The sequence below is a fragment of the Sphingopyxis sp. MC1 genome, assembly GCF_000371385.1.
GTDB lineage: Bacteria > Pseudomonadota > Alphaproteobacteria > Sphingomonadales > Sphingomonadaceae > Sphingopyxis > Sphingopyxis terrae.
This window is the reverse complement of the sequence record NZ_AOUN01000006.1, coordinates 87,805-108,080: the sequence shown is the minus strand read 5'-3', so window position 1 is coordinate 108,080 and position 20,276 is coordinate 87,805. Positions and strand designations below refer to the sequence as shown.

The 20,276-nt window shown below is 66.8% G+C and carries 16 protein-coding genes; 4 read left to right on the top strand and 12 right to left on the bottom strand.

Going from position 1 to position 20,276, the window contains the following annotated elements; translation table 11 throughout:
• Positions 1 to 7: 7 nt before the first annotated feature.
• On the top strand, positions 8 to 1,762 hold the full coding sequence (locus EBMC1_RS09640) for a chloride channel protein (protein ID WP_051066403.1): 1,755 nt from the start codon (positions 8 to 10) through the stop codon (positions 1,760 to 1,762).
• A gap of 195 nt (positions 1,763 to 1,957) precedes the next feature.
• Here the strand turns inward: EBMC1_RS09640 and EBMC1_RS09635 are convergent, their stop codons facing one another.
• From EBMC1_RS09635 to EBMC1_RS09610, 6 genes are all read right to left on the bottom strand, one after another.
• Entirely contained in the window at positions 1,958 to 2,806 is an 849-nt protein-coding gene (locus EBMC1_RS09635; protein ID WP_003044332.1) for an FAS1-like dehydratase domain-containing protein, read from the bottom strand.
• On the bottom strand, positions 2,806 to 4,401 hold the full coding sequence (locus EBMC1_RS09630) for an acyl-CoA dehydrogenase family protein (protein WP_003044328.1): 1,596 nt from the start codon (positions 4,399 to 4,401) through the stop codon (positions 2,806 to 2,808). Before EBMC1_RS09630 ends, EBMC1_RS09635 begins: the two co-directional genes overlap by 1 nt.
• A gap of 154 nt (positions 4,402 to 4,555) precedes the next feature.
• A complete protein-coding gene (locus EBMC1_RS09625; RefSeq protein ID WP_003044326.1) occupies positions 4,556 to 5,770 on the bottom strand; it encodes an acetyl-CoA C-acetyltransferase in 1,215 nt (404 codons plus the stop codon).
• A 154-nt stretch (positions 5,771 to 5,924) separates the two neighbouring features.
• Positions 5,925 to 7,121: a CoA transferase gene (locus EBMC1_RS09620; protein WP_003044322.1), complete on the bottom strand. Its 1,197-nt coding sequence runs from the start codon at positions 7,119 to 7,121 to the stop codon at positions 5,925 to 5,927.
• A 144-nt stretch (positions 7,122 to 7,265) separates the two neighbouring features.
• Positions 7,266 to 8,432 (bottom strand): acyl-CoA dehydrogenase family protein, encoded by a 1,167-nt coding sequence (locus EBMC1_RS09615; RefSeq protein WP_003044320.1) that lies wholly within the window; start codon positions 8,430 to 8,432, stop codon positions 7,266 to 7,268.
• 156 nt (positions 8,433 to 8,588) lie between these two features.
• Complete coding sequence (locus EBMC1_RS09610) at positions 8,589 to 9,506, bottom strand: SDR family NAD(P)-dependent oxidoreductase (protein WP_003044317.1); 918 nt, start codon at positions 9,504 to 9,506, stop codon at positions 8,589 to 8,591.
• A gap of 114 nt (positions 9,507 to 9,620) precedes the next feature.
• On the opposite strand from EBMC1_RS09610, the gene EBMC1_RS09605 reads away from it, so the two are divergent.
• Together EBMC1_RS09605 and EBMC1_RS09600 are read left to right on the top strand one after the other, a co-directional pair.
• On the top strand, positions 9,621 to 10,367 hold the full coding sequence (locus EBMC1_RS09605) for a helix-turn-helix domain-containing protein (RefSeq protein ID WP_231292889.1): 747 nt from the start codon (positions 9,621 to 9,623) through the stop codon (positions 10,365 to 10,367).
• A 60-nt stretch (positions 10,368 to 10,427) separates the two neighbouring features.
• Positions 10,428 to 12,695 carry an FdhF/YdeP family oxidoreductase gene (locus EBMC1_RS09600; RefSeq protein WP_003044311.1) on the top strand — a complete coding sequence of 756 codons (2,268 nt, stop codon included), beginning with the start codon at positions 10,428 to 10,430 and terminating at the stop codon, positions 12,693 to 12,695.
• Here EBMC1_RS09600 and mobA read toward each other — a convergent pair.
• The 6 genes from mobA to ypfJ all read right to left on the bottom strand — a co-directional run bounded on the left by mobA (position 12,692) and on the right by ypfJ (position 18,967).
• A complete protein-coding gene (gene mobA, locus EBMC1_RS09595) occupies positions 12,692 to 13,210 on the bottom strand; it encodes a molybdenum cofactor guanylyltransferase (RefSeq protein ID WP_003044309.1) in 519 nt (172 codons plus the stop codon). The genes EBMC1_RS09600 and mobA overlap by 4 nt on opposite strands.
• A complete protein-coding gene (gene fdhD, locus EBMC1_RS09590; RefSeq protein ID WP_003044305.1) occupies positions 13,207 to 14,016 on the bottom strand; it encodes a formate dehydrogenase accessory sulfurtransferase FdhD in 810 nt (269 codons plus the stop codon). The genes mobA and fdhD overlap by 4 nt, the downstream gene beginning before the upstream one ends.
• On the bottom strand, positions 14,016 to 15,188 hold the full coding sequence (locus EBMC1_RS09585) for an acyl-CoA dehydrogenase family protein (RefSeq protein ID WP_003044303.1): 1,173 nt from the start codon (positions 15,186 to 15,188) through the stop codon (positions 14,016 to 14,018). Before EBMC1_RS09585 ends, fdhD begins: the two co-directional genes overlap by 1 nt.
• A 92-nt stretch (positions 15,189 to 15,280) precedes the next feature.
• Positions 15,281 to 16,741 carry an ATP-binding protein gene (locus tag EBMC1_RS09580; RefSeq protein WP_003044299.1) on the bottom strand — a complete coding sequence of 487 codons (1,461 nt, stop codon included), beginning with the start codon at positions 16,739 to 16,741 and terminating at the stop codon, positions 15,281 to 15,283.
• 70 nt (positions 16,742 to 16,811) lie between these two features.
• Complete coding sequence (locus EBMC1_RS09575) at positions 16,812 to 18,089, bottom strand: Xaa-Pro dipeptidase (protein ID WP_003044296.1); 1,278 nt, start codon at positions 18,087 to 18,089, stop codon at positions 16,812 to 16,814.
• Positions 18,062 to 18,967, bottom strand: a complete 906-nt coding sequence (gene ypfJ / locus EBMC1_RS09570) for a KPN_02809 family neutral zinc metallopeptidase (RefSeq protein ID WP_003044292.1) — start codon at positions 18,965 to 18,967, stop codon at positions 18,062 to 18,064. Before ypfJ ends, EBMC1_RS09575 begins: the two co-directional genes overlap by 28 nt.
• A 158-nt stretch (positions 18,968 to 19,125) precedes the next feature.
• Here ypfJ and EBMC1_RS09565 point away from each other — a divergent pair, with 158 nt between their 5' ends.
• Positions 19,126 to 20,271: a patatin-like phospholipase family protein gene (locus EBMC1_RS09565; RefSeq protein ID WP_003044289.1), complete on the top strand. Its 1,146-nt coding sequence runs from the start codon at positions 19,126 to 19,128 to the stop codon at positions 20,269 to 20,271.
• Positions 20,272 to 20,276 lie beyond the last annotated feature (5 nt).

Genomic DNA, 20,276 nt, shown 5'->3' with positions numbered 1-20,276 from the left:
CGCCGACGTGTTCCGGATACGCAAAACCCGTCTGCTGATCGCCGCCGCGCGGCAGCGTCGGCGGCTGCGCGAGAGTGAGGCGGCGTTCATCCTGCTCGCCGCGCTGGCGGGGCTGGCGGCGGGGGTGCTGACGAACATCCAGCAATTTCTGGCGCATGGCATCCAGCAGCTTCTTTATGGCGTCACGATCAACCGGCTGAGCGCGCTCGGCGAGATCCATCATCCGTGGAAGCTGGTCGCGCTGCCCATCGGCGGCCTTCTGCTCGTCCTGCTCGCGCGCGGCCTGCGCAACCGCAAGCGCATGCCCGTCGACGTGGTCGAGGCGAACGCGCTGCATGGCGGACGCATTCCCTTTGCCGACAATCTGGTGATCGCGTCGCAGACGATCATCTCGAACGGTGCGGGCGCGTCGGTGGGGCTTGAGGCCGCCTATGCGCAGATGGGCGGCGGCTTCGCCTCGCAGCTTGGCCAGTGGTTCGCACTGCGCCGCAACGATCTGCGCACGCTGGTCGGCGCCGGGGCGGGCGGGGCGATCGGCGCGGCCTTCGGCGCCCCGCTGACCGGCGCCTTCTATGCGTTCGAGATCGTCATCGGCAATTATACCCCCGCCGCGATCGCCCCGGTGATGGTCGCGGCGCTGTCGGCCGTGTTCGTCAGCCGCGCGCTCGGCGTCGATCCCTATCTGATCGCGACGACTGTCGACCGCGCCTTTTCGACCGCCGACTATCTTGCCTATGCGTTGCTCGGGCTGGTTGCCGCGCTGTTCGGCATCCTCATCATGCGGCTCGTCACCTTCGCCGAAATTCGCGTTCAGGGATGGCAAAGGATCGCAGGCTGGCGGCCGCTTATCGGCGGCTTGCTGCTGATCCCCTTGGCGCTGGTGTCGCCGCAGACGCTGTCGGCGGGGCATGGCGCGCTGCACCTTGATCTGGTGCTGCGCCCGGCGCTGTCCTTCCTCGCCATCGTGCTGCTGCTCAAGATCGCGGCGTCGGTCGTGTCGCTCAGCTTCGGCTTTCGCGGCGGGCTGTTCTTTGCCTCGCTGTTCCTGGGCTCGCTGATCGGACAGATCTTCGCGGGACTCGTCAACATGAGCCCCCTCGGCATCGCGCTCGATCCCAATGACGCGGCGCTGGTCGGCATGGCGGCGCTCAGCGTCTCGGTCGTCGGCGGGCCGATGACGCTCGCGGTGCTGATGCTCGAGACGACGCATGATTTCGCGCTGATGGGCGTGGTGCTGACCGCGACGCTGGTGTCGAGCGCGCTGACGCGCGAATGGTTCGGCTACAGCTTCTCGACCTGGCGCCTGCATTTGCGCGGCTCGAAGATCCGCAGTCCGCGCGACATCGGCCGGTTGCTGACGCTCACCGCCGGACGGATCATGCGCACCGACTGGACGGCCGTCCCCGCCGCCATGACCGTCGCCGATTTCCGCCTGCGCGTGCCGCTCGGTTCGACGGCCAAGGCGGTGCTGACCGATGGCGAGGGCCGCTATGGCGGAATCGTCGTCACAGCCGCGGCCTATCATCCCGACATTGCGGGTGATGCCCCGATCGCCAGCCTTGCGACGCTCACCGACGACACGCTGCACCCCGCAACCGGGGTCGAGGCGATGATCGCAGCCTTCGATGCCGCCTCGGCCGATGAACTGGCGGTGGTCGACGATGGCGGAAAGGTGATCGGCGTCGTCACCGAAAAACATGCACGGCGCCGCTATTTCGAAGCGCTCGAAGAGGCGCAGCGCGACCTGTTCGGCGAAAGCTGAAAAATTTGCGCCGGCGGATGGGGCCGCCGGCGCACCTCCCTAAGGGGGGAGGGAGAGGATAACGGAGTATCGTGCTTTGCCTTGCCGCTGTGGGCGTAATTGGCCGGCGGCGCGCCTGCGCTGCGCCGAAACGCGATTATCGCGCGACAAAGGTTGCGGGAGATAGCGCGGGAGGCCGGGGGCGCCGCGCCTGAGTTAGCGGGCGGCGCTCGCGGCCATCACCTGTCGTCCGTCGCTCGCGAAGGCACCAAGGACGATGGCATCATCGTCGCCGCGCAGCGCCAGATGCAATTCTTCGCCGCAGATCGCCGGAGACGTGCCGCGGAAATCGAAGCGGGTGAGGGCGTTGTCGCCGAAGTGCCGCGCCGCGAGGTCGAGAAGCAGCGTTGCGGTGAGCGGGCCGTGGACGACGAGGCCGCGATATCCCTCTTCTTCGGTCGCATAAGGCAGGTCGTAGTGGATGCGGTGGCTGTTGAAAGTCAGCGCCGAGTAGCGGAACAGCAGCGCCTCCGACGGCACAAGCATCCGGTGCGCGTCCCAGCCCGCGGGATCGAAGCGGCCCTCGCCCGGCGGCGGGGCTGGTGGGGCGCCGGCGGGCGCGGGTTCGCGGAAGACGATGGTCTGCGTCTCGCGCACCGCGAGTTCGCCGTCGCCATGCGTTTCGTGCGCGACCTCGGCAAAGACGAGCGTGCCGCTGCCGCCCTGCTTTTCGGTGATCGCGGCGACACGCGAGCTGCGCATCACCGACTGGCCGGGGCGCAGGGGATTGAGAAATTCGACCTTGCTTGCGGCCCACATGCGGCGCGGCAGTGGGATGGGGGGCAGGAAGCTGTCGTCGCTGTCCTCGCGTACCGGATGGCCGTCGGCGCCGAGGATCGCGGTAGGCGCGTCGGGGAGGCAGAGGCACCAGTGATAGGCTTGCGGAATGCTGTCGTCGGCGGGCGCGGCGCGGTCGAGCGTCGCGAGCCAGCGTTTGACTGCGCCGGCATCGACATGATCGTGGCGGATATCCTCGCGGCCGATCCAGGCACTCCAATCATTCATCAATTGCGTCCTCCGGTCAGCCCGCGCGCGATCACCTGCGCCTGAATCTCGGCCGCGCCCTCGAAGATGTTGAGGATGCGGGCATCGCAGAGCACCCGGCTGATCTCATATTCGAGCGCATAGCCGTTGCCGCCGTGGATTTGCAGCGCGGCGTCGGCGTTCGCCCAGGCGGCGCGCGCGCCGAGCAGCTTTGCCATACCGGCTTCGATGTCACAGCGTTTGCCGCTATCCTTGGCCCGCGCGGCGGCGTAGCTGAGTTCGCGCGCCATCACGAAGTCGACGAGGCTCATCGCCAGCTTGTCCGAAACACGCGGGAAATGGACGATCGTCTTGCCGAACTGCTTGCGGGTGCGCGCATAGTCGAGCCCGAGTTCGAGCGCGCGGCGCGCGACGCCGACCGCGCGCGCGGCGGTCTGGATGCGCGCGCCCTCGAAGGTGCGCATGAGCTGCTTGAAGCCCTGCCCTTCCTCGCCGCCGAGCAGCGCATCGGCAGGTGCGGTCATGGCGTCGAATTGTAGCGCATATTCGCGCATCCCGCGATAGCCGAGCACTTCGATCTCGCTGCCGGTCATGCCGGCGGCGGGGAAGGGATCGGCCTCGGTTCCGCGCGGCTTGGGGACGAGCAGCATCGAGAGGCCCGCATAGCCCTTGGCGTCGGGCAGGGTGCGCGCGAGCAACGTCATCAGGTCCGAACGCGCGGCGTGGGTGATCCAGTTCTTGGCGCCGTCGATGACCCAATGGTCGCCCTCGCGGCGGGCCTTCGTTTGGAGTGCGCCGAGGTCCGAGCCGACGTCGGGCTCGGTGAACACCGCGGTCGGCAGGATTTCGCCGCTGGCGATCCGGGGCAGCCATTCGGCCTTCTGCGCATCGGTGCCGCCATGAACGATCAACTCGCCCGCGATCTCGGACCGGGTGCCGAGCGAACCGGTACCGATCCAGCCGCGCGATAGTTCCTCGGTGACGATGCACATGACGAGCTTGCCGAGGCCGAGGCCGCCAAATTCCTCGGGAATACAGACGCCAAAGGTGCCTAGCTCAGCCATCGCCTGAACCGTCGCATCGGGGATCAGCTCATTGGCGAGGTGCCAGCTATGCGCGTGCGGGATGATCGCGGCGTCGGTGAAGCGGCGATACTGGTCGCGGATCGCGTCGAGGTCGGCGTCGTGGAGCGTCTCGCTTGGCCATTGACTTTCCGCTAGCGCGGCGGCGACCTCAGCGCGGGTGGCGGCATGGTCGGCGTCGAGCAGGTTCGCGCAGGCGTCGGCGAGCACGCGCGCCGCAGCGCCGAGGCCAAGATCGGCGGGGCGGAAAATCTCGTTCTGGCTCATCGGCAGGCCGCCGGTGAGCTGGCCGATGCTTTCGGCGAAAGCGAGGGTGGCGATCTTCGCGTCGAGCGGGTTTGCGCCCTTGCCAGCGTCGAGCCAGTCGAGTGTCGCTTCGAGCGCCGCGACCGTCGTCGCGACCCACGCGAAGCCATGCGCCGCGCGCTGCTCGCTGTCGATCGGACGCGCAGCCAGCCTCTCGGTCAGCGCCGCTTGCGCAGCGCTCCGATAGGCCTGTGCGGCGGCAAGCGCTTTGGTGAGATCGGCGCGCATCGTCAGAGCCTGCTCCCTTTCCCATCGTCACCCCGGACTTGATCCGGGGTCCATTGCGGCGCCGTTGTCATGGACCCCGGATCAAGTCCGGGGTGACGAGGAGAAGGGGTCGTGTTCAAGCTGGCCGCCGGTTTCTCATCGACCGCTGTCACGGTCAAACCGCGCGCTCGAAGATCGCGGCGATGCCCTGGCCGCCGCCGATGCACATGGTTTCAAGGCCGTATCGGCCGTCGCGGCGGACCAGTTCGCGTGTCAGATTGGCCAGGATGCGCCCGCCGGTCGCGCCGATCGGGTGGCCAAGCGAGATGCCCGATCCGTTGACGTTGAGGATTTCGTTGCGGCTGTCGTCCTCGCTCCAGCCCCAGCCCTTGAGCACGGCGAGCACCTGCGGCGCGAAGGCTTCGTTGAGTTCGACAAGGTCGATGTCGCCCCAGCCGAGGCCGTTACGCGCGAAGAGGCGTTCGACTGCGGGGACGGGGCCGATGCCCATGCGGCTGGGGTCGCAGCCCGCTGCGGCCGAGCTGTGATACCAGGCGATCGGTTCGAGCCCGAGTTCGTCGAGCTTGTCTTCGGCGACGACGAGGCACGCGGCGGCGGCGTCATTCTGCTGGCTGGCGTTGCCCGCGGTGACGACGCCGCCTTCGAGCGCCTTCAGTTTGCCGAGCGATTCCAGCGTCGCATCGGCGCGGTAGCCCTCGTCATGCGCGAAGACGACGGGGTCGCCCTTTTTCTGCGGGACCGAGACGGGGACCAGCTCGTCATCGAACAGGCCATTCGCCCAGGCGGCGGCGGCGCGCTGGTGGCTGCGCACGGCATAGGCGTCGCACGCCTCGCGGCTGATGTCATAATCCTTGGCGAGATTTTCGGCGGTTTCGATCATCCCGGTGATGACGCCGAAGCGTTCGACGGGCTGCGACATCAGCCGCCCGCGCGTCAGGCGGTCGTGTAGCGTCAGATTGCCCGCCCGCACGCCCTTGCGGATATCGGTCGAATAATGCTCGACGTTCGACATCGATTCGACGCCGCCCGCGACGACGACGTCGGACATGCCGGTCTGGACCATCATTGCCGCGTTGACGACCGCCTGCAGCCCCGAGCCGCAGCGGCGGTCGAGCTGATAGCCCGGCACGTCGAGCGGCAGGCCGGCGGCGAGCCACGACCAGTGGCCGATCGCTGGCGCCTCGCCATTGCCATAACCCTGCGAAAAGACGACGTCATCGACCCGCGCGGGGTCGATCCCGGTGCGCTCCACGAGCGCCTTCAGGATGACCGCGCCGAGGGCGCCGGCGGTCATGGAGGACAGCGAGCCGCCGAACTTGCCGACGGCGGTGCGGATCGGGGCGACGATGGCGGCGCGGCGAAGGGTCATTTTCTAATCTCCAAACATAAATTGCGTGTGCCCCCGCGAAGGCGGGGGTCCATCACCTGCCCTCTCAGCCCTCAGCAACCGCTGGCCGGCATCGCAAGGATCGGATGATGGGCCCCCGCCTTCGCGGGGGCACAGGAAGGGGAAGTGGGGCAATTCAGCCGACACCGACGATACCGGCATCGATCAGACGGGCAATTTCGCCCGAGGAGAGCGAAAGGCGCGAGGTCAGCACTTCTTCGCTGTGCTGGCCGTTGAGCGGGGCAGGGCGCGGGGGTTGGCGTTCCGCCTGCGGGATGGTCGCGAAGGCGCCCGCGGCGGGGTAGGCGAAGCCGCTGGGGTTCTGCGCCGCGCCGAAGATCGGGTTGTTCGCGACGAGCGCCGGGTCCTGAACCGCATCGAGCATCGTGCGATAGGGCGAATGGACGATCCCGCCCGCGTCAAAGGCGACGGCAAGGTCGGCATGGTCGCGGGCGGCGATCGCCTGTTCGAACAGCGGGTAGAGCGCATCGCGGTGGTCGAAGCGGAGTCCGTCGTCCTTGGCGAAGGAGACGCGGCGTTCGCTTTCGATGCGCGCGATGGCGTCGCCGAGATTGAGCGCCGCAATCAGGTTCGCCCATTGGCGCGGCGTGACGACGACGATCATCGTCCGCTGGCCGTCGCGCGTCACGAAGTCGCGTCCGAAGAGGCCGTAGACCGCGTTGCCGAGCCGCGGGCGGTTCTCGCCCGAATAGATGACTTCGGCGATGCCGCCGAGGTTGGCGACCGTGCCGATCGCGACGTCCGACAGGGGGATGCGGACCTCGGCGCCTTCGCCGCTGACGCTGCGCCGCTGGATCGCGGCGAGCAGCGCGAAGGCAGCATAGGCACCGGTGAGCAGGTCCCAGGCGGGGAGCACATGGTTGACCGGCTCGGGGCCCGCGCCGGTCAGCATCGGATAGCCGACGCTGTTGTTGACCGTATAATCAAGCGCGGGCGAGCCGTCGGCCCAGCCCATCACGCGCACGGTGATCAGGTCGGCGCGGCCCTCGGCGAGCCTGTCGTGCGAGAGAAAGCCGCCCGCCGGAAAGTTGGTGATAAACTGGCCGGTCGCGCGGACCAGTTCCTTGAGCAGCTCGCGTCCCTCGGGGCGGGACAGATCGAGCGCAACAGACTTTTTGGCGCGGTTGAGGTTTTCCCAATAGAGCGAGTTGTTCTGGGCGGTTACCGGCCAGCGGCGGAAATCGGGGCCGCCACCGATCTGGTCGACGCGGATCACTTCGGCGCCGAACTGCGCGCAATAGAGCCCGGCCGTGGGCGAGGCGACGAAGGAGGACGCTTCGATCACCGAGAGGCCGGAGAGGAGGTTATACATGGCCAACCCCGTTGCCGTGCCCCTGCGAAGGCAGGGGCCCATCATCTGTCCTCGCGATGTCCAACGACCGGCGGCGAGAGCGCGAAAGCATCGGTGATGGGCCCCTGCCTTCGCAGGGGCACAGGATAAGGAGGTGGACCACCCTCACGCCGCCGCAAACTCGCGGAGCATATGCTTCGCGATCTGGAGCTGCAGGATCTGCGTCGTGCCTTCGTAGATGCGATAGATGCGCGCATCGCGGAAGAAGCGCTCGGCGTCATATTCGGCGAGATAGCCCGCGCCGCCATAGACCTGAACGCAGGCGTCGACGACGCGGCCGCACATCTCGGAGGCGAAGACCTTGAACGCCGCGGCCTTGCGGAGAACATTCTCGCCCGCGTCGGCGCGGCGCGTGACGTCGTCCATCATGCATTCGGCGGCGTAGATGTCGATCTCGCTCTGTGCGAGCATCTGCTGGATGAGCTGGAAGTTCGCGATCGGCTCGCCGAACGCCTTGCGTTCGGTCGCATAGCGCACCGCGCTGTCGAGTGCGCGGCGGGCGTAGGCGGTCGCCGCGGCGCCGACCGACATGCGGCCGTTGTCGAGGCTCATCATCGCATAGGCAAAGCCTTTGCCGAGTTCGCCGCCGAGCAATGCCTCGCCGCCGACGCGGACGTCCTCCATGATGACGTCGGCGATATGGCTGCCCGACTGGCCCATCTTCTTGTCCGATTTGCCGATCGTGATGCCGGGGGCGTCGAAGGGCACCACGAAGGCCGAAACATGCGCGTTCTTCGGCAGATTTTCCTTGCTCGTCCGCGCCATGATCAGGCCGACCTTGGCGAAGGGCGAGTTGGTGATGTAGCGTTTGGTGCCGTTCAAGACCCAGCCATTGTCGGTCTGCGTCGCGCTGGTTTGCAGCCCCGCCGAGTCCGACCCCGATCCCGGCTCGGTCAGCCCGAAGCAGGCGATCTCGCCCGCCGCGACGCGCGGCAGCCATTCGGCCTTCTGCGCCTCGGTCCCGCCATTCTTCAATGCCGAGGCGAACATGCCGATGTTGATCGAGATGATCGAGCGGAAGGCCGGCATCGCATAGCTGATCGTGTGGATCGTCTTGATATATTGGCTGACGTTCATCCCCGCGCCGCCATATTCTTCGGGGATCGTCAGGCCGAAGAGGCCCATGTCGCGCATCTCGGACAGGATATCGTCGGGGATCGCGTCGCTCTCGATGATCTCCTTCTCGGCGGGGAGAAGGCGATCGCGCACATAGCGCTGAAGCTGTTCGATGAACTGTTCGAAGACGTCCGCGTCCATGCCGGGGTTGCTCATGAAAGGCTCCTCAACGCATTTCCAATTTCCGTATCCCCGAGCGAAGTCGAGGGGGCCGTTCGAGCGAAGCGAGAACCGGTGCCGTGATGGCCTCGGCTTCGCTCGGCAGAGGCCCTCGACTTCGCTCGGGGATACGGGTGGGTGGGAAGATTCATATTAGATCGGGTCGTAGGGGAAAACATGCGCCGACACTTCGTCGGCGCGCGCGAAGGCGGGGCGGAAGGCGGGGATCAGCTCGTCGGCGATTGCCTCGGCGGTCCAGCCTTCGAGCTTGGCCATCGAGCGCACGGGGCGCGGCTTCGAGAAAAGCAATATCTCGTTCTTGCGGACGCTGAAGATCTGGTTGGTCACATCCTTCGACAGGTCGGAGGCGAGATAGGCGACGAGCGGTGCGATCTTGTCGGGCGACATTTCCTGCAACCGCTTGACGCGCTCTTGCTCGGCCGGGGTCGTCGCCGGGATCGAACTGGTCATGCGGCTCCACGCGAAGGGCGCGATGCAGTTCGAGCGCACCCCGACGCGCGCCATGTCGAGCGCGATCGACTGCGACAGCGCGACGACGCCGAGCTTGGCGGCGGAATAATTGGCCTGTCCGATGTTACCGATAAGCCCGCTGGTCGAGGTGAAGTGGATAAAGCTGCCCGACTGCTGCTCGCGGAAGTATGGCGTCGCGGCCTTCGAGACGTTGAAGACGCCGGTGAGGTTGACCTCGATGACGCTCTTCCAATCCTCGTAGCTCATCTTGTGCCAGATGGTGTCGCGCAGGATGCCGGCGTTGTTCACGACGGCATCGATGCGGCCGAACTTTGCGACCGCATCCTCGATGATGCCGGCGGCTTCCTTGGGATTGGCGACATTGCCGAAATTGGCAGCAGCCTTGCCGCCCGCAGCGACGATGTCGTTCGCGGTGGTCTCCGCCGGGGCAGCGTCGCCGCCATCGCCCGCCTGCGCGACGCCGGGGTCGTTGACGATGACCGCTGCGCCTTGCGCCGCGCAGTGGAGCGCCAATTCGCGCCCGATTCCGCGTCCCGCGCCGGTAATCGCGACCACTTTGCCGTCCAGACAACCGCTCATGCCACTCTCCCGTCGAATCAATCGATAGCGCGATAGGGCGGGCAATGCATCATTTCAACATTGGGAATTGTTCTTTCATATATATGAAAATATAGAAGAGCCATGACTGGCCCCGTGCGTTCCGTTTCTCTGGCTTTCGCGATCCTGCGCCTGCTCGCCGACGCGGGACCGCTGACGCTGTCCGATATCGGCCGTAGCCTCGGCCTCAGTCCGTCGAGCTGCCTCAACCTTCTCAAGACGCTGGCGGGTGAAGGCGCGATCGAGCGCGCCGAGCCGGGCAAGCGGTACCGGCTGACGGCGGCCTGGCAGGCGGCTGCGCTGCTGCGCGACAATGGCGGCGCCGCTGCGCTTGCCGAACGCGCCCGCCCGCTGATGCTTCGCTTCGCGCAGCGCAGCGAGGCGGCGGTTGGCCTGTGGGCGGCGGTGTCGCGCGAGCGGATGCAATTGCTCGCGCATGCCGAAAGCGATGCCGGAATGCGGCTGCGCCTCGCCGACGAACAGCGCCAGCCGCTCGGCGGGGGCGCGGCCGGCCGAGCGCTTGCGGCAGCGCAGGGCGTCGATGCCCGTGAACTTGCGCGTCGTTTTGCACCGGTGCGCTGGCAGGCCGCGCTCGATTTCGACACCTATGCCGCGCAGGTGCGCGAGGCGGCGGCCAGGGGCTTTGCCATCGACGAGGGCTTCGCGCATCGCGGCGTCGTGACGGTCGCGGCGGGGCTGGCCGAGCCGCGCCCCGGCTTTTGCCTGTCGGCGTCGATCGTCGCGGGATCGCGCAGCGCGGCGGAGATCGAAGCGCTGGGGGATGGCTTGCGCCAATTACGCGATGCGCTCGGCGCGGGCGGGGTCGCCGACGCAGGGCGATAAGCTCTGGAATTGATGTGATAGCGGGACCATAGTGCGCGTCCAATCGCTCGGGATAGGATCATGGCCGAAGGCAAGCCCCGCTACACCCCTTACAAGCAGCCCGCGGGCGGATGGGGCGCCGCCGCGGCCACCGCAAAAGTGCTGCTCGAACAAAGCGTCGTTACCAAGGGATCGCGCGCGCTGCTGTCGATGAACCAACCGGGCGGTTTCAAATGTCCGAGCTGCGCCTTTCCCGATGCGAGCTGCACCAAGAAGCTGGAGTTCTGTGAAAATGGCGCCAAGGCGCTTGCGCATGAGGCGACGAAATTCCGGGTGACGCGCGACTTCTTCGCGGCGTACAGCGTCACCGAGCTGATGGCGCAGTCGGACTATTGGCTCGAGATGCAGGGGCGGCTCACCGAGCCGATGCGCTATGACGCCGCGACCGACCATTATGTGCCGGTGAGCTGGGACGACGCCTTTGCGCTGATTGGCCGGCACCTGCGCGCGCTCGACGATCCCGACCAGGCCGAATTCTACACCTCCGGCCGCACTCCGAACGAGGCCGCTTTCCTCTATTCGATCTTCGTGCGCGAGTTCGGCACCAACAATTTTCCCGATTGTTCGAACATGTGCCATGAACCGACGAGCCGTGGCCTGCCGCCTGCGATCGGGGTGGGCAAAGGGACGGTGATCCTCGACGATTTCGAGCATGCCGAGGCCATCTTCGTGATTGGCCAGAACCCCGGCACCAACGCGCCGCGCATGATGACCTGCCTCGTCGAAGCGCGGCGGCGCGGGGTTCCGATCGTCGCGGTCAATCCGATGCCCGAACGCGCGCTGATCCGCTTCACCGAACCGCAGGACATCGCGCAGATGGCGACCTTCGGCTCGACGCCGATCGCCAGCGAATTCGTGCATGTGAAGATCGGCGGCGATCTTGCGCTGATCAAGGGCATGATGCGCGCGATGTTCGAGCGCGAAGCCGCGGGCGAAACGGTCTTCGACCATGATTTCATCGCCGAGCATACCGAAGGTTTCGAGGAACTGCGCGACGACATCATGGCGCAGGACTGGGGCGAGATGGTCGCGGTGTCGGGCATTTCGGAAGAGCAGATCCGCCGCTGCGCCGAGGTCTACATCCGCTCCAACGCCACGATCATCTGTTACGGCATGGGGCTGACCCAGCATCAACTGGGATCGCGGCTGCTCCAGCAAGTTGCGGCGCTGCTGCTGCTCAAGGGCAATTACGGCAAGCCCGGCGCCGGCATCTCCCCGATCCGCGGTCATTCGAACGTGCAGGGCGATCGCACCGTCGGCATCGACGAAAAGCCGACCGAGGCTTATCTCGATCGCGTGCGCGATGTCTTCGGCTTCGAGCCGCCGCGCGCGCACGGCCATCACACCGTCGAATCGGTCGAGGCGATGATGGCGGGGACGGCGAAGGTCTTTATCGGGCTGGGCGGCAATTTCGTGCGCGCGGTGCCCGATACCGACCGCGCCTATGATGCGATGCGCAAGCTCGATCTGACCGTCGGCATCGCGACCAAGCTTAACCGCGGGCATCTCGTGCATGGCAAGGATGCGCTCATCCTGCCGGTCATCGCGCGATCCGAACGCATCGAAACCGCGGCGGGCGAGCAATTCGTCACGATCGAGGATTCGATGTCGAACGTCACCGCCTCGCGCGGGGTGCTCGATCCAGCGAGCGAACATTTGTTGCCGGAGGTCGAGATCGTCTGCCGCATGGCGATGGCGGCCTTGCCCGACAGCAAGGTCGATTGGGCGAGCTATATCGACGATTATGCCCGCATCCGCGACCGGATCGCCGATGTCTATCCTGCCGTCTACGCCGATTTCGGCGAGCGCATCAAAGCGCCCAAAGGCTTTCATCTCGACATCGCGCCGCGGCGCCGCGCATGGCTGACCCCGAACGGGAAAGCCAATTTCCTGCCGCTTCCCGGCCTGCACGTCGATGCGCCGGTCGATGATCCCGGCATGCTGCGGCTCGCGACGGTGCGATCGCACGATCAGTTCAACACGACGATCTACAGCTATAATGATCGCTATCGCGGCGTGTACAACGACCGGATGGTGGTGTTCATGAATGCCGAGGACATGGCGGCGCGCGGCTTGGCCGAAGGCGCGAAGATCACGCTGGAAACGATCAGCACTGACGGCATCGTGCGGCGGGTCGAGGGGCTGACCGCGATCGACTATCCGATGCCGGCAGGTTCCATCGCGGGCTATTATCCCGAACTCAACCCGCTGCTGCCGCTCGCCTATTATGACCCGATCAGCGGCTGCCCGGCGGCAAAGTCGATCCCCGTGCGGGTGGTCAGTATCTAAGCAAAGCGATCGAGATCGGACGGGTGGTTGATGTTCGGCAGGTCGACATCGCTCTCGACCGCACGCGCACCGATGCGGCGGGCGAAGCTGCGCACCGACCGGTCGTCCTCTTCGCCGAGGAGCGCGTCGAGCAGCGGAAGCGCCTGCACCGGCCACAGACCGATAACCGGCTGCGCGGCGAGAGATGCCGGCGGCGGGGCAAGCAGATCGCGCAGATTCGCGGGTAGCCGAACACAGTCGACCGGCACCGTCAGCACCGCATCGAAGCCTTCGCGCGCGGCATAGGCAAGCGCCCCGGCGATGCCGCCGAGCGGGCCGAGGTCGGGCTGCGGCCGGTCGGGTATCGCGGCGACGCGCCCGTTTTCGCGCCCGACGATGACGATCCGGTCGCATTGGGGGTTCAGCGCCGCGACGGCATGATCGAGGAGCGTCGTGCCGCCCAAGAGCGCCTGCGCCTTGTCGGAGCCGAAGCGGCGCGACTGCCCGCCGGCGAGTACCGCGCCGAGCAGCCTCATGCGATCATGCCCTGCGCGTCGCAGATGATAAGGGCATTGTCGGCGCGCGCCAGCGAGACGAGCGTCAGCCCGGCCGATGCGGCGCGCTCGGCGGCCAGGCTGGTGGGCGCCGAGATGGTGACGAGCATCGGGCAGCCCGCGCGTACCGTCTTTTCGACCAGTTCATAGCTACAGCGCGCCGACAGCAGGATGAAGCCGCCCGCCGGATCGGTAGCGCCGCGCGCGAGCGCACCGACAAGTTTGTCGAGCGCATTGTGCCGTCCGACATCTTCGCGAACGAGCAAAATTTCGCCATCGGGGTCGCAGAAAGCGGCGGCGTGGGCGGCGCCGGTCGCACGCCCGAGCGGTTGCCGCTCGGGGAGCGCCGCAAGCGCGCGCGCGATCGCCGCGCGCGGCACGGTGACGCGCGCGGTCACGGGTGGCAGCGGGCGCAGCACCGCGTCGATATTTTCGAGGCCGCACAATCCGCAACTGCTCTCGCTCACGCGCGTCCGGGCGCGGTCGAGCGCGCGCGCGGCGCAAGCGGGGGAAAGCCAGAGCCGCAGCGCATGGCCGCCGGGAACCGGCTGCGCGTCGATCCGGTCGATCTGCGCTGCCGTATCGACGAACCCCTCGGCCAGTGCGAAGCCGACGCCGAAATCTTCGAGATCGGCGGGCGTCGCCATCATCACGGCATAGGCGAGCCCCTGAACCTCGATCGAGACCGGCATCTCGACCGCGATCATGCGCTCGATGTCGGCATCGCCCGCCACCCCCAGACCCATCCGGCGCACCGGGCGCGGAAGGAAGGGCGGGGTATCGGCCATCAATAGGACCGCGGCATGCCGAGGACATGCTCGGCGAGGAAGGAGAGGATGAGGTTCGTCGAGATCGGCGCGACCTGATAGAGGCGCGTCTCGCGGAACTTGCGCTCGACGTCATATTCCTCGGCAAAACCGAAGCCGCCGTGGGTCTGAATACAGACATTGCCGGCTTCCACCGATGCGTCGGCGGCGAGCATCTTTGCCATATTCGCCTCGGCGCCGTTGGGCTGCCCCGCTTCATAAAGCCGCGCGGCTTCGTGAACCATCAATTCGGCGGCGCGCATATTGGCATAGGCACGCGCGATCGGGAAGGAGATGCCCTGGTTCTGGCCGATCGCGCGGCCGAAAACATGGCGTTCGTTCGCATAGTCGGCGGACTTCCGGATGAACCATTTGGCGTCGCCGACACATTCGGCGGCGATCAACGTCCGTTCGGCGTTCATGCCCGACAGGATGTAACGGAAGCCTTTTCCTTCCTCGCCCAACAGGTTGGCGGCCGGAATGCGCATATTGTCGAAGAAGACCTCGGTCGTCGCATGATTCATCATCGTGCGGATCGGACGGATGGTGAGCGACCCGTCGGCCAGCGCCTTTTTCATGTCGACGATTAAGGTCGAAAGGCCGTCGGTCTTTTTCGCCGCCTGATCTTTCGGCGTCGTGCGCGCGAGCAGCAGCATCAGGTCGCTATGCTCGGCGCGGCTCGTCCAGATTTTCTGGCCGTTCACGACATAATCGTCGCCATCGCGCACCGCGACGGTGCGCAGCGCGGTCGTGTCGGTGCCGCTCGTCGGCTCGGTGACGCCGAAGGCTTGCAGGCGCAACTCGCCGGTTGCAATTTTGGGCAGATAGGCTTGCTTCTGTTCTTCCGACCCGTGGCGCAGGATCGAACCCATGATGTACATCTGCGCGTGGCAGGCGCCGCCGTTGCAGCCTTCGGCCTGAATCGTCTCGAGGATCGCCGCCGCCGCCGACAGGCCGAGCCCCGATCCGCCATATTCTTCGGGGATCAGCACCGAGAGATAGCCCGCGTCGGTCAGCGCCTTGACGAATGCGGTGGGATATTCGCGCCTTACGTCGAGTTCGCGCCAATATTCGCCCGGAAACTCGGCGCACAGCCGCCGCACGCCCTCACGAATCTCGGGAAAATGCTCGCTGTCATAGGGGCTGAGCTGCATCGTCGCTGGTCCAATCCTCTCTTTGCTTCGCGCCGCTTAAGCCGAAGCGCCGCGCCGCCGCAACCGTCAAGCGTGAGAGCGCGGGCGGCCGATCACTCGGCCTCGGTGCTCAACCCCAGCGCCGGGATGCCGATCGACCGGCGTCCGCCGAAATCCGACCGCACCACCACCGCGCCCTGCCGCTCCATATATTCGACGAGGCGGCGGACCCGGCCCGGCGAGCGCGTGCCATAAGCCGCGCCGAGCGCATCGTCGTCGGGGCAGGGCGATCCCTCCATCGCGGCGCGCCCGATCAGCAGGAAGGGCGCGAGCATGTCGTCGGGCAGGCGCGTCGCCGCGTCGAGCAGGTCGTGCCATTGCGGCTCGGCGGGATCGAAGATGCCCGCCTTGGCGAGTGCGAAGCGGCGCCGGAACTGCGCAAGGTCGAGCGGCACCTGCCGCAGCTTCTGCATCCGGCAGCGCACCGAAAAATCCTGATAGAGAAAGGATTCGGCATGAAAGCCGCACGCCGGGTCGGCGAGCATGTCGCGCAGCGCCGCGATGACCACGGGTTCGGGATCGATCGGCGGTGCCGGCTCCGACGGCGGGCCGTCGTCGATGGGCGATGTGGCGGCTTCGGCGGGGACGACGAAGCGCTCCATCAACTCCTGCGCCGCGACCGGGCGTGGGGCCGGGGCGGGGGACGGCGCGGGTTGGGCGTCGAGATTGGCGAAGAGCATCGTCTGCATATCGGCCGGCTCGGCGCTTGGCAGCGGCAACAGGCTGTGCGTGCCCGCGCGCGTCGCGGTGCGTGTCGAGCCGATGCGGATCGATACGGGCCGCCGCGTGATCGCGGGACCAAGGCCGAGGAAGCAGCCGCGGTCGAGGTCGCGTATCTGCTCGGCCTGGCGGCGGTCCATGCCGAGCAGGTCGGCGGCGCGCGCCATGTCGATGTCGAGGAAGGTGCGCCCCATCAGGAAATTGCTCGCCTCCGCGGCGACATTCTTGGCGAGCTTTGCGAGCCGCTGCGTCGCGATGGCGCCGGCGAGGCCGCGCTTGCGGCCGCGGCACATCAAATTGGTCATCGCCGACAGCGAGGCGCGCCGAACCGCGTCGGACACTTCGCCCGCCGCGCTCGGTGCGAACATCTGGGCTTCGTCGACGACGACGAGCGCCGGGAACCAGTGCGCGCGCGGCGCATCGAACAGGGCGTTCAGGAAGACCGCGACGCAGCTCATCTGCGCCTCGATCTCCAGCGTGTCGAGGCTGAGGACGACCGAGGCGCGATGTTCGCGGATGCGCGCGCCCATCGCCGCGATTTCGGCCTCGCTATAATCGCCTGCGTTGACGACGATGTGCGAATATTGGTCGGCGAGGGTGACGAAATCGCCCTCGGGATCGATCACGATCTGCTGGACGAGCCCCGCGCTTTCTTCGAGCAAGCGGCGGAGCAGGTGCGATTTGCCCGATCCCGAATTGCCCTGGACCAACAGGCGCGTCGCCAGCAATTCCTGGACATTGACATGAACGGGCCGCTGCGCGCCGTCGATTCCGATTTCGATGCTGTTGTCCACTGCGCAGCCCCTAACGAGGCGTCCGCGCCGTGACAACCGGGCTCGGCGCTCGGCGACGGCGCGCGCCGCGTCAGCGGATGATCGTCCCGCCTTTCATCACATGATCGATCCGTTCGAGGACGCGGATATCGGTCAGCGGATCGGCCTTCACCGCGATCAGGTCGCCATAGCGGCCCGGTGCCACCGCGCCGACATCGCTACGGCCCATTTCTTCCGAAGCGCGGCCAGTCGCGGCCTGGATCGCCTGCATCGGCGTCATGCCATAACGGACCATATAGGCGAATTGCCGCGCGTTGAGCCCGTGCGGATAGACCCCCGCGTCGGTCGCGAAGCCGATCTTGACCCCCAGTTCGACGGCCCGCCTGAACGCCGCGCGCTGCGTGTCGGTGGTTTCGCGATTCTTGCGCAAATATTCCTCGGGCCAACCCTCTTTCGTCCCGATGTCGTTGATGTAATCGCCGTTGTAGATGTCCATCGCAAGCCAGGTGCCGTGCGCCTTCGCCATTTGCAGCGCTTCTTCGTCGGCGAGGCTTGCATGTTCGATGCTGTCGACCCCGGCACGGATCGCATTCTTGATCCCTTCGGCGCCATGCGCGTGAGCCGTGACGCGTTTGCCGCGTGCGTGGGCGATCGTCACGACGGCGCGAAGCTGATCCTCGGTGAGTTCGGGTGCACCGGGTTCGGTGCCGATCGCCAGCACCGCGCCGGTCGCAATCGTCTTGATGAAATCGGCGCCATGATCGAGCAGAAAGGCGGTCTTGGCCGCCGCCTCTTCGGGCGTCGCGGCGACCCCCAGCCGCATATCGGGCGGGAGCTGGTCATTGGGGACGACGCCGTTGAGTTCGCCGCCGCCGCCGGGGATGGTGATATAGGCGCCCGCGACCCACATGCGCGGCCCCGGTACATCGCCGCGGTCGATCGCATTGCGGAGTGCGACATCGGTCAGCCCGCGATAGGTGCCGACGTCGCGCACGCTGGTGAAGCCGGCGTCGAGCGTCACGCGTGCGTTGCGCGCGCCGACGAGCGCGGTTTCGGCGGGCGAGGCCTTCATCGGTGCGGCAAGATCGGCGCTCTGCCCCAGATCGGCGAGGTGCGTGTGCAGGTCGATCAGCCCGGGCAGCACGGTATAGGCCGACCAGTCGACGACCTGTGCGCCGTCGGGCGCCTTGCCGCACGGCGCGACCGCGACGATATGCTCGTCGGCGATGGTGATGCACTGGCCGGTGCGAACGGTGTCGGTCAGCCCGTCGATCAGGCGCCCGGCCTTTACATAGACGCTTGCCGCCGAAGCGGGCGCGGATGCCGCCGCCAGCGCGGCGATCAGCGCGAAGCGTTGAAGGTGTCGCACTGGCGCGGATCTCCGGTTTCCAGGCCGCGGCGCAGCCAGCTCATGCGCTGTTCGCTCGTGCCGTGGGTGAAACTTTCAGGAACGGGACGCTGCCCGGCCGAGCGCATCAGCGTATCGTCGCCGATCGCGTTGGCGGCGCGCATCGCTTCTTCCATATCGCCGGGTTCCATCACCGGCTGACCGTCCTTCGTCCGCGCGCGATTGGCCCAAACGCCGGCGTAGCAGTCGGCCTGCAGCTCCATGCGAACCTGCAGTGCATTGCCCTCGGCCTGCGACGATCGCGCCTGCATCTGGCGAACCTTGTCCGAAATACCGGTCAGCGTCTGGATGTGGTGACCGACTTCGTGCGCGACGACATAGGCCTGCGCCGCATCGCCGGCGGCGCCGAAGCGGCTGGCCAGTTCGTTGAAGAAGTTGGTGTCGAGGTAGACCCCTTGATCGGCGGGGCAGTAGAACGGGCCCATCGCGGCCTGTGCAGCGCCGCAGCCCGACCGGTTTTCGTCGGTGAAGAAATTGAGCGTCGGCTTGCGATAGCCGTCGACGAGCTGACCCCAGACCTGATGCGTCGAGCCGAAGACGTTGCAGGCGAATTTCTCCGCCGCCGTGTCGCAGGCAACCCCCTGCGGTGCGCCGCGGCTTTGTGCCATCGGGTCGGCGCTTCCGCCCCCGGTGCTAAGCAGGCTGGCGCCGGGACCGAGAAAGACGAAGGCGAGCACGCCGAGCAGCAGGATGGTCCCGCAGCCCATCTTGCGTCCGAGCAGCATCGGCAGCAGGCCGACGAGCAATCCGCCCATGCCGCCGCCCCCGCCGCCGAATCCGCCTCCGCCGCGACCGAGATCGCGAATGTCGTCGCCGGGATCATAATCGTCGAGGCGCATGCCTGTCTCCGCCGTCAAAGCCTTGTCGTAAAACGGTTGTGGCAGCAGCACCCCGCAATTGGAAGGGGATTCGCGCTGCACAGCGCCCTTGCATTGTTCGCTGTTGCGGCGCACAAAAGATGCGGGTGCCGACCCAGAAGAGGATCGTTTCCGAGTCCATGCCTCGCCGCGCTGCCCGAGCCGCCCTGCCGCTTCCCGACCTTGTGGTGCTCGTCCTGCAGGGGGGCGGTGCGCTTGGCGCCTTTCAGGCGGGCGTTTACGAAGCGCTGATCGATCTGGGGATCGAACTCGATTGGGTCGCGGGCATTTCGATCGGGGCGATCAACGCCGCCATCATCGCGGGCAATCCGCGCGACGAAGGGGTCGGAAAGATGCGCGCCTTTTGGGAGGGCGTGTCGTCGGCGCTGCCCTCGCTACCGGTGGTCGACAATGATGCGGTGCGCGAATGGGTGCATCTGGGCGCTGCCGCGCAGGTCGCGAGTTTCGGGGTGCCGGGATTTTTCGTTCCGCGCATCCCGCCGCCGCTTTTCGCCGAACGGCAAACGCCTGCCGCGGTCAGCTATTATGACACGACGCCGCTGCTCGCGACGCTCGACCGGCTGATCGACTGGGATCGGCTCAACACGGGTAATGTCCGGCTTTCGGTCGGCGCGGTCGCGGTCGAGACGGGCAATTTCCGTTATTTCGATACCCGCACCGACCGGATCGACGCGCGGCATATCATGGCGTCGGGTGCCTTGCCGCCGGGACTGCCGCCGATCGAGATCGACGGGCATTGGTATTGGGATGGCGGGCTGGTGTCGAACACGCCGCTCGAGCATGTGGTCGAGGCGGCGCACGAGGATATGCTCGTCTTTCAGGTCGATCTTTTCCCGGCGCGCGGCGATCGTCCGCACGATCTGGAAGAGGCCTGGTCGCGCGAAAAGGATATCCGCTATTCGAGCCGTACCCGGCGCATTTCCGACGGGCTGGTGCGGCGGCGCAAGGAGCATGCGTTGATCGACCGGATGCTGGCGAAGCTGCCGCCCGAGGCGCGCGATCTGCCCGAGGTCAAGGCGGTCCAGAAGATGGTCGATTGCAAGGCGCTGAACGTCGTGCAGCTCATTCATCAACCGCCCGCCTGGCAAACCGGTGCGCGCGATTTCGAATTCTCGCGCTCGACGATGGAGGCCAATTGGGCGCTCGGCCGCGCCGCGGTCGAAGCGGCGATGAAGGACGGACATCTTCTTGCCGAAAGCATCGCCGAAGGGCGATCGGACAGTTTCGCGGTGCAGGCCGACCTGCTGCGGCCCAAGGCCGGCTGACCGCC